12 protein-coding genes are annotated in these 13,692 nt (G+C 40.5%); 10 read left to right on the top strand and 2 right to left on the bottom strand.

Annotated elements, in window-relative coordinates; genetic code table 11:
- The first annotated feature begins 185 nt into the window (after window positions 1-185).
- The 10 genes from ACR42H_RS24330 (at window position 186) to ACR42H_RS24285 (ending at window position 11,395) form a co-directional block, all read left to right on the top strand.
- Entirely contained in the window at window positions 186-1,268 is a 1,083-nt protein-coding gene (locus ACR42H_RS24330; RefSeq protein WP_436373715.1) for a glycosyltransferase family 4 protein, read from the top strand.
- A gap of 266 nt (window positions 1,269-1,534) precedes the next feature.
- On the top strand, window positions 1,535-2,647 hold the full coding sequence (locus tag ACR42H_RS24325; RefSeq protein WP_436373713.1) for a DegT/DnrJ/EryC1/StrS family aminotransferase: 1,113 nt from the start codon (window positions 1,535-1,537) through the stop codon (window positions 2,645-2,647).
- Between the two features lie 95 nt (window positions 2,648-2,742).
- Window positions 2,743-3,756 (top strand): Gfo/Idh/MocA family protein, encoded by a 1,014-nt coding sequence (locus ACR42H_RS24320; protein ID WP_436373711.1) that lies wholly within the window; start codon window positions 2,743-2,745, stop codon window positions 3,754-3,756.
- A 14-nt stretch (window positions 3,757-3,770) separates the two neighbouring features.
- Window positions 3,771-5,084 carry a nucleotide sugar dehydrogenase gene (locus tag ACR42H_RS24315; RefSeq protein ID WP_436373709.1) on the top strand — a complete coding sequence of 438 codons (1,314 nt, stop codon included), beginning with the start codon at window positions 3,771-3,773 and terminating at the stop codon, window positions 5,082-5,084.
- A gap of 24 nt (window positions 5,085-5,108) precedes the next feature.
- Window positions 5,109-5,840, top strand: a complete 732-nt coding sequence (locus tag ACR42H_RS24310; protein ID WP_436373707.1) for a DapH/DapD/GlmU-related protein — start codon at window positions 5,109-5,111, stop codon at window positions 5,838-5,840.
- A 101-nt stretch (window positions 5,841-5,941) separates the two neighbouring features.
- A complete protein-coding gene (gene wecB / locus ACR42H_RS24305) occupies window positions 5,942-7,009 on the top strand; it encodes a non-hydrolyzing UDP-N-acetylglucosamine 2-epimerase (protein ID WP_436373705.1) in 1,068 nt (355 codons plus the stop codon).
- A gap of 76 nt (window positions 7,010-7,085) precedes the next feature.
- Window positions 7,086-8,198 (top strand): glycosyltransferase, encoded by a 1,113-nt coding sequence (locus tag ACR42H_RS24300; RefSeq protein ID WP_436373703.1) that lies wholly within the window; start codon window positions 7,086-7,088, stop codon window positions 8,196-8,198.
- The gene (locus ACR42H_RS24295) at window positions 8,195-9,277 is read left to right on the top strand and encodes a glycosyltransferase (protein ID WP_436373702.1); all 1,083 of its coding nucleotides are present in this window, start codon (window positions 8,195-8,197) and stop codon (window positions 9,275-9,277) included. The genes ACR42H_RS24300 and ACR42H_RS24295 overlap by 4 nt, the downstream gene beginning before the upstream one ends.
- Window positions 9,274-10,137: a UTP--glucose-1-phosphate uridylyltransferase GalU gene (gene galU, locus ACR42H_RS24290; RefSeq protein WP_436373700.1), complete on the top strand. Its 864-nt coding sequence runs from the start codon at window positions 9,274-9,276 to the stop codon at window positions 10,135-10,137. Before ACR42H_RS24295 ends, galU begins: the two co-directional genes overlap by 4 nt.
- A gap of 13 nt (window positions 10,138-10,150) precedes the next feature.
- Window positions 10,151-11,395, top strand: a complete 1,245-nt coding sequence (locus ACR42H_RS24285) for a glycosyltransferase family 4 protein (protein WP_436373698.1) — start codon at window positions 10,151-10,153, stop codon at window positions 11,393-11,395.
- 27 nt (window positions 11,396-11,422) lie between these two features.
- Here the strand turns inward: ACR42H_RS24285 and ACR42H_RS24280 are convergent, their stop codons facing one another.
- Both ACR42H_RS24280 and ACR42H_RS24275 read right to left on the bottom strand, forming a co-directional pair.
- Window positions 11,423-12,955, bottom strand: coding sequence for a SpoIID/LytB domain-containing protein (locus ACR42H_RS24280; protein WP_436373696.1), 1,533 nt, complete (start codon window positions 12,953-12,955; stop codon window positions 11,423-11,425).
- Between the two features lies 1 nt (window position 12,956).
- A complete protein-coding gene (locus ACR42H_RS24275) occupies window positions 12,957-13,664 on the bottom strand; it encodes an SH3 domain-containing protein (RefSeq protein ID WP_436373694.1) in 708 nt (235 codons plus the stop codon).
- Between the last annotated feature and the right edge of the window lie 28 nt (window positions 13,665-13,692).

Below are 13,692 nucleotides of genomic sequence, written 5' to 3'. Positions count from 1 at the left end.
TCGTCGAACAATGTGTGGGGAGTTTAAGAAGTACAATCAAGGGAATTTTACTTTTAACTCTATTATTTGCAATATATTCACTTTTATCCATGGCAATAAAAAAATGATTGCGGATTTAAAGAAATATGATACGATTAGGGTTAGTGAGTAAAACTAAAACAAACCTCCAATAAAGGTGATGACACATGTATATTCAAGCTGGTATAGCTTTTTTAGTATCCTTAGTTACTGTTCTGATTGCCACGCCTTTTGTACAAAGATTCGCAATAAAAATTGGTGCTGTAGATAAGCCAAACCACAGAAAAGTTCACCAAAAGCTCATGCCTCGTTTAGGTGGTCTAGCTATTTTTATTGGGGTTATTGCCGGCTACTTTGCAGGCGGAGTCTATAATCAAAAAGTTACTGCGATAAGTGTCGGTGCTATTTTAATCGTAATTATCGGCATTCTTGACGATAAATACGAATTGTCAGCCAAAATCAAATTTGCTGGTCAAATCATCGTTGCTTCTTTAATAGTGGCAAGCGGTTTGACAATAGATTTATTAACCATCCCATATATTGGCGATTTCAATCTTGGTTGGTGGAGTTACCCGATTACTATTTTTTGGATTGTCGCTATTACAAATGCCATAAATCTGATAGATGGTTTGGATGGTTTATCCGCCGGGATTTCTGCAATTGGCATTGCAACAATTGCTATTATGGCGGCACTGTCAGGAACCATGCTGATTTTCACTTTGTCAGCAATTTTGCTTGGAAGTATTTTAGGATTCCTGTATTACAACTTTTATCCTGCCAAGATATTTATGGGTGATACCGGAGCCCTTTTTCTGGGATATTCCATCTCGATTTTATCGCTGCTCGGATTGTATAAGAGCGTTACCCTTTTCAGCTTTTTAGTGCCGATTATTATCCTTGGTGTACCTGTTTTTGATACCACCTTTGCCATTTTGCGCAGACTGGTTAATAACAGGCCGATATCTTCTCCGGATAAGTCCCATCTGCACCACAGGCTGTTAGCATTAGGGCTTTCGCACAGAAATACAGTCCTAGCAATATACGCCTTTGGTATTTTATTCAGCATAAGTGCAGTATTGGTGTCGGAATCGACACTCTGGGGCACCATCTTTATAATATTTGGACTGCTTGTTGTAACAGAAGTAATTGCAGAGCTTATTGGTTTGGTTCATGATCGGTACAGGCCTATTATTAATTTATATAAAAAAATAATGGGTAACCGTCCACTGGGCAGAACCGGGAATAAATAAAATTTATATCAATCAAACCGTTTGTTAGCTGGAAAGTGACAAACGGTTTTTTTAAGAAATATTATCACCATAAGTATTAACCTCTTTTAGATACATTATGCATTTTTTTCACTTTATTGATAAAACTAGAGGATAATCCTAATTATGCCAGTTGATTTGTTATTTATACTTTTTTCGACATAAATAAATCATATAAATTTTATGATTTGTGATAAACTAAACATGTTTTAAACATGTTGATATTTTACATTTTCGGAGGTATTACAATGAAAGTTCCTATGCTTGACCTTAGTGAACAATATCAGTCTTTAAGAAGTGAAGTTTTAGAAGTTCTTGATGAGGTTATGAGCTCGTCACGTTTTATATTGGGTGATAATGTAAAAAAGCTGGAACAAGATGTTGCTAAATACAGTAATGTTGCCCATGGAATTGGCTGCGGCAACGGAAGCGATGCCATACATATTGCATTACAGGCTTTAGGTGTTAGTGAAGGCGATGAAGTAATCACTACTCCTTTCACATTCTTTGCAACAGGCGGAGCCATTGCAAGAGCAGGTGCTACTCCGGTCTACGTAGATATTGACCCTGTTACATTTAATATTGATCCGGACAAGATTGAAGAAGCGATCACAGAAAAAACAAAAGCAATTATTCCTGTGCATTTATACGGGCAAATGGCAGATATGGAAAAGATCGCTGAAATCGCGAAGAAACATAATCTTGCCGTTGTTGAAGATGCTGCTCAGGCGATAGGCGCGAAACATAATGGAAAGACAGTTGGTGAACTTGGAACTGCTGCTACTTATAGCTTCTTCCCAACTAAAAATCTGGGTGCCTATGGAGACGGTGGAATGGTTGTAACAAATGATGATGAGGTTGCTGAACAGAGCCGTGTTATTCGTGTGCATGGAAGCAAGCCTAAGTATTATCATCATGTTCTTGGCTATAATAGCCGTCTGGATGAGCTGCAAGCTGCTGTTTTAAATGTTAAATTCCCGCATTTGGATCGCTGGAGTGAACTAAGACGCGAAAAGGCAGACAATTACACTAAGCTTCTTAAAGAAGCACTGGGCGACCAAGTTGTCACACCGGTGGAAAAAGAAGGGAACTATCACGTTTTCCATCAGTATACAATTAGAGTAGAAAAGCGCGATGAGCTGCAGGAATATCTGAAAGAACAGGGAGTAGCTACAATGATATATTATCCGCTTCCTCTTCATGTTCAGCCTGTATTCAAGGAGCTTGGATACAAAGAAGGGGATTTCCCAGTAACGGAGAAGGCGGCTAAAGAAGCATTATCACTGCCTATGTTCCCTGAACTAAAATTAGAACAGCAAACATACGTTGTGGCGAAAATAGCCGAATTCTTTGGAAAATAATTTTTTAGGAGACGTCGCCGACAAATAAGGGGGCGTTTTCTTTACTTGCTTTCGTTTGAGATAGATATTAAAGGCTGTTGGAAGGAGATAGAAGCATGATAAATTTTGCAATAGTAGGGATGGGGCATATAGCCAATAAGCATATAGAGTCTATTCAAAAGGTGGAGGGCGCTAATCTCTATGCTATTTGTGATACGAATCCTGATAGGTTAGAGCTTGATTTACCGGGAGTTAAAAAATATACTGACTTAGATGAAATGCTTTCTGAAAACAAAGACATCCACGTAGTGAATATATGCGTTCCTTCTGGATTGCACGCAAGATTGACTAAAGTGGTTGCGGGCCATAAGCGCCATATTATTGTGGAAAAGCCGATGTCATTAAAACTTGAGGATTCGGTAGAGATGATTAAAGTGGCACAGGAAAATAACATAAAGCTTGCGGTTGTTCATCCAAACCGTTTCCGACCTGCTGTTCAGAAGCTGAAAGCAGAGCTTGAAAAAGGTTCATTCGGCAAGCTGAGCCATGCAAATGCAACTGTTAGATGGAACCGTGGCCAAGCATACTATGATCAGGCTGACTGGCGCGGAACAAAAGAGTTTGATGGCGGTGTCTTAATGAATCAGGCTATCCATGACCTGGATTTAATGCTCTGGCTTATGGGTCCGGTTGAATCCGTCCAGGCAATGGCAGCGACTCGTCTGCGAAAGATAGAAACAGAAGATGTGGCAGCTGCTGTCGTCCAATTTAAGAACGGGGCTTTAGGTGTAATTGAAGCAGCAACGACGATCTACCCTAAAAACCTTGAAGAGTCCATCTCTGTTTTCGGCGAAACTGCTTCGGTGAAAATCAGCGGCCGAACAGCAAATTACATTGAAACATGGGATATTGAAGGAATATCAGAGGAAGAGGCAGCTTCTCTTAAGGATGAAGTAAGTAAAGATCCATTTGGCACTCCAGGTCATCAATGCATTATAGAGGATATGGTACATGCCGTTAAAGAAGATCGTGAGCCTATTGTTACTGGTGAAGATGGGATTGCTCCCGTTAAACTGATTTTATCCATTTTGGAATCCGCAGAAACTGGAAAAAAAGTCTTTATCCAATAAAGGAGTAGAAGAAAATGAGCCACCATAAAACATTATTAGAGAAAATTAATAATAAAGAAGCAGTCATTGGAGTAGTAGGGTTAGGTTATGTAGGATTGCCTCTAGCTGTTGAAAAAGCAAAAGCCGGATTTAAAGTTATTGGATTCGACGTACAGGCAGCTAGAGTAGAAGAAGTAAACATGGGGATCAACTATATTGGTGATGTTGTGGATGAAGACCTGAAGGATATGGTAAAAGGCGGAAAGCTGGAAGCCACTACAGATTATAAGCGCATCCAGGAAGTTGATGCTGTTGCTATTTGTGTTCCAACACCGCTGGATATTTATCAGCAGCCGGACACTTCATATGTGGAATCATCTGCTAAAGAAATTGCCAAATATGCTCATGAAGGCATGCTGGTTGTTCTTGAATCAACAACTTATCCAGGTACTACGGAAGAAATCGTTAAGCCTGCCCTGGAAGAAAAAGGACTTAAAACAGGTGAAACCGTATTTGTTGCATACTCTCCTGAACGTGTAGATCCAGGCAACAAACAATTCAAGACAAAGAATACGCCAAAAGTTGTCGGTGGTATTACAGCAAACTGTACGGAAGTAGCTGCTGCACTATACCGTAATGTTCTTGAAGGAGACGTTTTTGAAGTATCGAGCCCAGCTATTGCGGAAATGGAGAAAATTTTTGAAAATACGTTCCGCCATATTAATATCGCCCTTGCGAACGAAATGGCTATTCTGTGTGACAGAATGGGGATTGATGTATGGGAAGTAATTGATGCAGCGAAGACAAAGCCTTATGGCTTCATGGCATTCTATCCAGGACCAGGTCTTGGCGGCCACTGTATTCCAATCGATCCTTTCTACTTAACATGGAAAGCAAGAGAATATAATTATCATACAAGACTCATCGAATTAGCCGGGGAAATTAACAATTCAATGCCCGAATTTGTAGTTAACCGTGCTATGCACCTTCTAAATGAAGATGGAAAAGCTTTAAGGGGTTCCAAAGTAACTTTACTAGGTGTAGCCTACAAAAAAGATATTGATGATGTACGTGAATCTCCTGTCCTTAAGATCATTGAATTACTGGATGCTCAGGGGGCCGATTACAAAGTTGTAGATCCTTATGTGAAATCATTCAAATCTTGTAATACACGAATTGAAACAGTGGAATTAACGAAAGAACTGTTAAACGACTCTGATCTGGTGCTTGTTACGACAGACCACTCTGATTTTGATTATGAAATGATTGCAAGAGAAAGCAAATCCATCTTTGATACACGTAACGCAATGAAAGATGTAGCAAAGCCAAATAAATACGACAAACTATAATTGTTATACAAGGGAGAGCTCAACATGAACTTTATCGATCCTTCCGCAACAGTAGATTCTTCAGCAAAAGTGGGATATTTTAGTGTCATTGAAAAAGGCGTGAAGATTGGACAGAACGTTGTAATCGGGAATCGCGTTACTATTCATGAGGATACGGTTATTGGGGATAACACAACGATTGCTGATGGTGCAGTTGTAGGAAAAACGCCAAAGCCGGCTAAAACAAGTACCGTTAAGCTGTCTGACTCCATTCCAGCACTTGAGGTTGGAGAAGACGTTACTATTGGCGCTAATTGTGTAATCTACCGCGGTGCGTCCATTGGCTCCAATACCCTTATTGCCGACCTTGCCAGTGTAAGGGAAAACGTAGAGATTGGTGATTATGTAATTGTCGGCCGTGGTGTCACAGTTGAAAACTATGTGAAGATTGGCAGCAGAACTAAGATCCAATCCAATTCTTATATTACAGCCTATACAACTCTCGAAGAACAAGTATTTATTGCTCCTTGTGTTACTACTACAAATGATAACTTTATGGGAAGAACGGAAGAAAGATTCGATAAAATCAAGGGAGCAACCGTCAAACGAGGGGCAAGGGTTGGCGGCGCCTCCATCATTCTCCCGGGTATTACAGTTGCGGAAGAAACTTTTGTAGCTGCTGGGGCACTTGTTACTAAAGATACAGAAGAGAAAACAGTAGTTAAAGGCATTCCTGCAAAGTTCCTTAGAATGGTTGATGAAAGAGAATTATTATAATTACTGATAAGATAAAACGTATGGGAGCGGTATCGCTCCTTTACGCTTTTATAATTGTCGAAAACAATTTCTAACATAGAATAATTTGGAGGTTTCTGTTAATGAAAATCGTAACAGTTTTAGGCGCTCGCCCTCAATTTATTAAGGCTGCTCCTGTTTCAAGAGCTCTAAGGCAAAATCATCAGGAAATTATTGTACATACAGGACAGCATTATGATGCCAATATGTCGGATATTTTCTTTGAGGAGTTAAATATCCCAAAGCCTGATTACCACTTAGCGGTTGGTTCCGGAAATCATGGGAAGCAGACTGGCGAAATGATGGCTAAAATTGAAGAGATTGTTCTAAATGAGAAGCCTGATTATGTGCTGGTATACGGGGATACCAATTCAACACTTGCAGGTTCACTGGTTGCCGCTAAGCTGCATATTCCTGTCATTCATATTGAAGCAGGACTAAGAAGCTTTAACAAGCTTATGCCTGAAGAAGTGAACCGAATCTTGACGGATCATATTTCTGAATTCCTGTTCTGCCCGACTGATACAGCTGTTGAAAACCTTAAGAACGAGAATATTACAAGGAACGTCATCAACATTGGGGACGTTATGTATGATGCCGTATTATATAATCGGGAGCTTGCCAAGGAGAAATCGCAAATTCTTGAAAAAGCTCAGCTGAAAAAGGGAGAGTACTTACTGATTACGATTCATCGTGCAGAAAATACCGATGATCCGGAAAAAATGAAAAGTATTCTTCAGGCTTTTTCGAGTACGGAGGAGACAAAGGTTTGGCCAATTCATCCGCGTACAAAGCATAAGCTTGCTGATTACGGTCTAAACGTAGAGGAAATTCCTAATTTGAAAATAATTGATCCTGTAGGATATCTGGATATGTTAACGCTTGAAGCAAATGCACGCAAGATTGTTACAGACTCAGGCGGCGTTCAAAAGGAAGCATATTTTATGGAAGTTCCTTGTGTTACAGTAAGGGAACAAACGGAATGGGTTGAAACTCTTGAGGGAGAAGCCAATATCCTGGTAGGAACCGACCAGGCAAAAATGACTGATGCCATTAATAAAGAGGTAAAGCCTGAGTACAAGCAATTATTCGGAAACGGTGAAGCAGCAATCAAAATCGTTGAAGTACTCGAGGATGGTCTAAAAGCCTAAACTGCTTGATTATAAAGATGCTCTTTCAATTTTGGGCAAAGCAGGCAGTTATTGCATTGAAAAAAGGAGTATTAGCATGAAATCAGTTTTGGTTTATTACCCTTTTGCTTTATCAGAAAACCCCAATAGCGGGTCCAAACTCCGTCCCCTCGAAATGAAAAATGCATTTCATGCCTGGGGAATGGAGAATGATGTTAACATTATTGTGATTTCCGGGACGTCTGAACAGCGGGAACAGCAGTTTAATGAGTTAGTATCATCCGGCAAGTTGGAAAATCTGTGGTTTTGCTATATGGAGAACCAGACAATCCCGCTATGGCTTACAGATCCTGGACATAAGCCAAAACGGCCTTTTGTGGATCGTAAAGTGCTCCGTTATCTTAAAGGAAAAAGTGTGCCCATAGGAGTATTTTATCGGGATGTTTATTGGAAATTTGATGAACTCTACTCACTAAAAGGTCTAAAAAAGACCATTATGCAAGCTATATACAGGAAGGAAGAAAAGTTTTACGAAAAATATTGTGATGTAATTTTTCTTCCAAGTGATGCGATGGGCGAATATGTGGACATTGCGAAAAGAAAAATTGCGCTGCCTCCAGGAGGCAAAGCCAAAAGCATCGCTAAAAAGGTCAGAAGTGACGGACGGTCCCAAGGAATTTATGTAGGCGGCATTAACAATGAGGATTATGGGCTGTTTCTGCTGCTTGATGCCTTGGAAATAGCTAACAGCCAAAAGAGAATTTGTGATTTGACGGTTGTTTGCAGGGAAGAAGAATTTGCAAACCTTCCGGATAAGAAAAAAAACAAGTTTGCTGAGCTGGATGTTCAAGTAAAGCACTTAAGTGGAGAGCCATTGAATGAGTTGTACAAAGAGATGGACTATGCATTTATACCGAGGTATAGAAGCACTTATAATGATTTTTCCGTGCCTGTTAAACTCGTTGAGTATCTGTCTAACGAGCTTCCTGTGATTGCCACTTACTGTAAGGCGCAAAAAGAAATTATTGAAAAAGACGGTTACGGGCTTATCTGTGCAGACAATGCAAAGGATATGTCAAAAGCGATCCAATCTATGGCCGTAGATACGGAGAAGTTCCGGTATAACATTCAGCAGTCCTTCGTCGAAGAACATTCCTGGAAGGCTAGAGTGAAGAAAGTCAAGAGTGCCTTGTTAAAGGAGGAACTATGAAGGTTTTAATATTAGCTCCAAGCAGATCAATCCATACACATAAATGGGCCCTATTTTATAAAAATAATGGCATTGATGTAAAGGTTGCAACCTTTTCCGACCACTACTCTGAGGAAAATGCCAAAGAAATCGACACTATTAGTCTTCCTAAGCTATTACCCGGGAAATTGTCGTATATTTCGAGTGTTTTCGCTCTTAAAAAAATATTAAAAAGCTACCAGCCGGATATTCTGCATGCGCATTATATTTCAAGTTATGGTTTTGTTGGTGCGCTTGCAAATTACCTGCCATTTTATGTGTCTGTCTGGGGGAGGGACATTTTCCAATTTCCTCTGCAGGGAAACACAAACCGTAAAATTGTGGAATACACCCTTTCCAAAGCGAATGTTATCTGTTCAACAAGTCATATAATGGCAAAAGAAACAAACAAGTATACAAATAAACAGGTATTTGTAACACCTTTTGGTGTAGATATGAGCAAATTCAGGCCAATGCCAGAGTTCAAAAGTGATGGTAAAATCACCTTTGGAACTGTAAAAGCACTCTCAGATAAATATGGAATCGGAGATTTAATTAAAGCCTTTGCTAAAATACACCAAGAGAAAAGCAACTCTGAATTGCTAATTGTAGGGGACGGACCTCAACGTAGCGAATATGAACAACTGGCAAGGGATCTGAAGATTGACCATGTGACAACATTCACTGGTAGAGTGCCAAATGATCAGGTGCCAGAATATATCAATAGGATGGACGTGTTTGGCGTTCCATCTACCGAAGACAGCGAAAGCTTTGGAGTGGCGGCTGTTGAATCAATGGCTTGCGGTGTTCCGGCTGTTGTCTCAAATGTGGGCGGACTGCCTGAAGTCGTGCTTGAAGGAAAAACAGGTTTTGTTGTTCCTAAAGAAAATCCGGACGAATTAGCTAAAGCCATGCTATACCTTGCAGATCATAAAGAAGAGAGTAAAGAAATGGGCCTTGCCGGCATTGAACATGTAAAAGCTCATTATAATTGGACAGATAATGCAAACGGCATGGTCAATCTGTACGAGCAAACCTTGAAAAAGGGGATGAAATCATGATTAAAAAAGCTGTCATTCCAGCAGCAGGACTTGGAACAAGGTTTTTGCCTGCAACGAAGGCACAGCCGAAGGAAATGCTTCCGATCGTTGACAAACCAACTATACAATACATTATCGAGGAAGCAGTTGAATCAGGAATTGAAGATATTATCATTGTGACTGGCCGAAGTAAGAGAGCCATTGAAGACCATTTTGACAAATCAGTAGAGCTTGAGATGCTACTTGAAAGAACCGGCAAACATGAAATGCTTGAAGTTGTTGAGAACATTTCAAATTTGGTCGATATTCATTATGTCCGCCAAAAAGAGCCCCTAGGACTTGGCCATGCCGTGTTATGCGCCAAGAAATTTATCGGCAGCGAGCCATTTGCCGTGCTTTTGGGCGATGATATAGTAGATAGTGATCAGCCGGCTTTAAAACAGATGATTGATCAATACGAAAAAGTGCAGTCAAGTATTTTGGGCTGTAATGAAGTACCGCGTTCAGAAGTTAATAAATACGGTATTGTGAATTACTCGGAAAATAAAGGCGACCTCTTTAAAGTTGAAAGTCTTGTTGAAAAGCCGTCAATTGAAGAGGCACCATCGACTCAAGCCATTGTTGGCCGTTATATTTTAACACCTGCCATTTTTGATATGCTTGAAGAAGTCGGTCCGGATAAGAAGGGTGAAATTCAGCTTACAGATGCTATTGACAGCCTGCTGGAAAAGGAATCTATTTATTCCTATATCATTCAGGGGAACCGCTATGATGTGGGTGACAAGTTTGGATTTTTGCAGGCCTCCATTGACTTTGCTTTAAAGCGTTCAGACCTGAAAGACAAGCTGTCAGCTTATTTGAAGGAAATAAATGAAAAGTAATGGAGTTGGGAAAATGAGAGTAATTTATTTATGTCAGCATTTTCCCCCTGAAACAGGCGCTCCTCAAATACGTGTATTTGAAGTGAGCAAGGAACTCATAAATAGAGGACATCAGGTGGAAGTATTAACAGCATTTCCTCATCATCCACATGGGATTATTCCTGAGGAGTATAAGGGAAGCTTTTATATGTTTGAAAACTGGGACGGAATACCTGTTCATCGTTCCTGGATTTATCCTTCGCCGAAGGGAAGCTTTTGGAAGAGACTGGCATCCTATTTCTCCTTTACTTTTAGTGCCTTTTACTCGCTGGCGAAGGCGAAGCCGACAGATGTAATCATATGTAACTCACCTCCGTTATTTCTTGGAATTACAGGGTGGCTCGGGGCTAAATTGAAAAGGGCCAAGTTTGTCTTTAATGTTGCAGATATATGGCCTGAATCAGCAGTAGAATTAGGGCTTGTTAAAAACAAAACCTTTATTAAACTGGCTGAAGGCCTCGAAAACTTTTTATATCGAAGTTCCTGGAAAATTGCTGGTGCAACGGAAGGCATATGCAGCTATTATGTCAAAAAGGGAAAGCCGGAAGAGGATGTATTTTTACTTCCTAACGGGGTAAATACGGATTACTTTAAGCCTTTGGAAAAAGACCAGGAAATCATAAAAAAAGCTGGGCTTGAGGGTAAAAAGGTCTTTACCTATGCAGGTAACTTCGGTTATGCACAGGGACTTGACTCCGTATTGCATGCAGCAGCTTTAGTTAAGGATTCCCATCCGGATGTACACTTTTTATTTGTTGGGGACGGTCAGGAAAAGGACAAGCTGCTTGCAATTAAAGAAGAGCTTCAGCTGACAAACGTCACTTTTTACGGCTCGGTGCCGCTGGATGAAATGCCGAAGATTTTCTCTGTTTCCGATTTTAGCATCGTGTCCTTAAGAAATATAGATTTGTTTAAAGGGGCAAGGCCCTCAAAAATTTTCCCAGCTATTTCCACAGGCACTCCTGTCCTGTATTGCGGTGTGGGAGAGAGTGCTGAAATTTTAAATGAATATAGCTGTGGTAAAATTGCTCCTCCAGAAAATCCTGAAGGAATCGCTGAAGGAGTCAGGGAGTTAGCATCCATTTCACCGGGAAATTATGAAGTGATGTGCCAAAATGGCAGAAAATTAGCCATTGATCAATATTCCTGGAAAAGTATTGTTGATGATCTGGTTCACCAGCTTGAGGGTGAAAATAAAAAGGAGAGAAGCATGGGTTAACCTTCATGTCTTCTCTCCTTTTATTATTTATTTTGAAACCGAAGTTCCTTTAAAGTAATGAGTAATAATCTGCGTGGACGTCCATCCATTTTCTGCATAAGCCTTTGCTCCATATTGGCTCATGCCAATACGGTGTCCCCAGCCTTTTCCGTTTAGAGTGACCGAGAGAACTTCTCCTGTCCCGCTTTCACTTGTTATGACACCTGATGGAGTTTGAACAGAAACCTTGGAATCCGATAGAGTTATTTCTCCGTTAGATGTTTGCACTTTCTGTCCTTTCATATCTGAAATAGGAATATTCCCACTGTTAGTTTGGACAGATAGCGCAGGCTGAGACCTTGTTACCTCCATTGTGAACCAGTTGGAATAAAGGGAATTATAATGTGCTGAACTCTGTAAAGGGAAAAGTTTTCTGATCACACTTTCATTTCCCCGTACCGTTTTGTCTCCCTTAGAGGTTTTGACTGTAACCGCACCTACTTCACCATTTGCCCCTTTTATTTCAAGGCTGATATCCAATAATTTTGCCGTGCTATCAAACCCAAACGATTTTAATATTGTCGCAGCAGAATATGCTTCGCTCCAATTGCTGTATGGAGATTTTTCATATTTGTCTTCGACTGATACTAAATAAGGGAAGGAGCTTTGATTTGAATTCCAGACATCCCCAACATTGGCAGTTCTTCCGCCGCTTGTTGAAAAGAAAAATGTTTGAATTGGCTTTCCATTATGTTTAACGAGTAAGCCTTCCGTTTCTTTAATAGCAGTATTTGCCCGTGTGTCTTCATAGGAATAGCCTCTGTATACCTGGCTTGCGGCAGTGCTCGTAAGCATCATCATATTGGCTGCGTAGCTTCGCGCTGCGATTGCCTGTGCTTTTAAGGCTTCTTTATGCCAGGATGCGGGCATCTCATTAGGAACTACGCCCTTTAGATAATCTTCCATATCCAGGATGTTAATTACTTCGACTTGGGATCCATTCTTCTTTAAATAAAAGCTGCCCCTGTAAGTTAAGCCGTTACTGACCGTTGCAAGGGAAAGCTTGTCTCCCTCTGTTAATTTAGCGTTTTTTGCAGGAACCCAGCCTGTATAAGACCCAATATTCACATTATACCAGAGCTCACCTGTTGTTCTATTGGTAAAAGAGCCAAGGTAGTTAGCGCTATCTCCTGTCTGAAAGGTATAAACCTTTGAATAGGATGTATCCGCGCCCCTTCTCATATCTGTCTGGGCTGTAAAGACTGCTAATGAAGCAGTTCCCGCCAGCTCGTTGACATCAAAGCCAGAGGTCGAAGTTTGGCTGAATCCTGTATATGATACTGTTACAGTTGTACTGTTACTGGATGCAGTAATGGTTGTTCCAGGAGGAATCATGGACTTGCTGCCAGTTTGTCTATTTTTTAGCTGATAATTTCCATTCAGGGTTAAAGTAACGTTCTTATTTATGTGAACAGAAACATTGACGCTGTTGGGATATGTTTTAACTTCAGCCGCTAATGGATTCTGTACACCTGAAAAAAGCAAAACCATTAAAAGAACGAACGAGATAAATTTCTTCAACTTATCTCACCTCACCATAGTCGCTGATAATCCAGCCCCGGTCGCCAGATGAAGTCTCTACGTTATACCAAACTTCACCTGCTGAGTTCGTATGGCTTTGAAGATACTTTAAAACTGTTCCCTTAGGCAATAAGGCGGTAACAGCATAATCGGTTCTTGCCCCTCTGCGCATGTTAACATCTGCAGTGGTGACAACTGTTTTAACTGTGGATGGTTTCGTTGTTGATACATCTCCGGAATGAACCCACCCAAAGAGAGAAGAGGATACAGAAACCCTATACCAAAGACCTGAACTGGAAGTATGGGAATCTACAACAGATAATGCCGTATTTTTCGACATAGTTGCAACAACCCTATATGTTCTTAAAGCACCTGAGTGAATGGTTACACTATCCTTTGTTGTATAAACAGCAGATGGCAATCCGCTTGGCGGAGGAGTTGTCGGATTGGTTGTGCCACCACCTCCACTAGATTTAAGGGCTTCAATTTCTTTTTGTTGGGTAGCTACTTTTGCTTCTAAACTGCTAATCTTAGTTTCCAGTGATGATAGTTTCGTATTAATAGGATTTAATTTTGTATTAACCCATTCAACACTTGCCAATACAACATTAGTGGAAGCATCAGATCCTGAAGGAGTAAACAGAATGGCACCTGTTCCAATACCTGCGGTTACAATGCCAGCTGCGACTATTTTTTTTACACGATTCATCTTTTTATTTTTCCCCCTATATGTTAAA

It is taken from the genome of Cytobacillus sp. BC1816, from assembly GCF_051353635.1.
Classification (GTDB): Bacteria; Bacillota; Bacilli; order Bacillales; family Cytobacillaceae; genus Cytobacillus; species Cytobacillus oceanisediminis_C.
The sequence above is the reverse complement of the archived record's forward strand: the minus strand, read 5'-3'. Positions and strand labels throughout refer to the sequence as shown.

Bases quoted from the DNA above. Each gene is read 5' to 3' on its own strand.
- ACR42H_RS24330 (WP_436373715.1), top strand. From the start codon at position 186: ATGTATATTCAAGCTGGTATAGCTTTTTTAGTATCCTTAGTTACTGTT.
- ACR42H_RS24325 (WP_436373713.1), top strand. From the start codon at position 1,535: ATGAAAGTTCCTATGCTTGACCTTAGTGAACAATATCAGTCTTTAAGA.
- ACR42H_RS24320 (WP_436373711.1), top strand. From the start codon at position 2,743: ATGATAAATTTTGCAATAGTAGGGATGGGGCATATAGCCAATAAGCAT.
- ACR42H_RS24315 (WP_436373709.1), top strand. From the start codon at position 3,771: ATGAGCCACCATAAAACATTATTAGAGAAAATTAATAATAAAGAAGCA.
- ACR42H_RS24310 (WP_436373707.1), top strand. From the start codon at position 5,109: ATGAACTTTATCGATCCTTCCGCAACAGTAGATTCTTCAGCAAAAGTG.
- wecB (WP_436373705.1), top strand. From the start codon at position 5,942: ATGAAAATCGTAACAGTTTTAGGCGCTCGCCCTCAATTTATTAAGGCT.
- ACR42H_RS24300 (WP_436373703.1), top strand. From the start codon at position 7,086: ATGAAATCAGTTTTGGTTTATTACCCTTTTGCTTTATCAGAAAACCCC.
- ACR42H_RS24295 (WP_436373702.1), top strand. From the start codon at position 8,195: ATGAAGGTTTTAATATTAGCTCCAAGCAGATCAATCCATACACATAAA.
- galU (WP_436373700.1), top strand. From the start codon at position 9,274: ATGATTAAAAAAGCTGTCATTCCAGCAGCAGGACTTGGAACAAGGTTT.
- ACR42H_RS24285 (WP_436373698.1), top strand. From the start codon at position 10,151: ATGAGAGTAATTTATTTATGTCAGCATTTTCCCCCTGAAACAGGCGCT.
- ACR42H_RS24275 (WP_436373694.1), bottom strand. From the start codon at position 13,664: ATGAATCGTGTAAAAAAAATAGTCGCAGCTGGCATTGTAACCGCAGGT.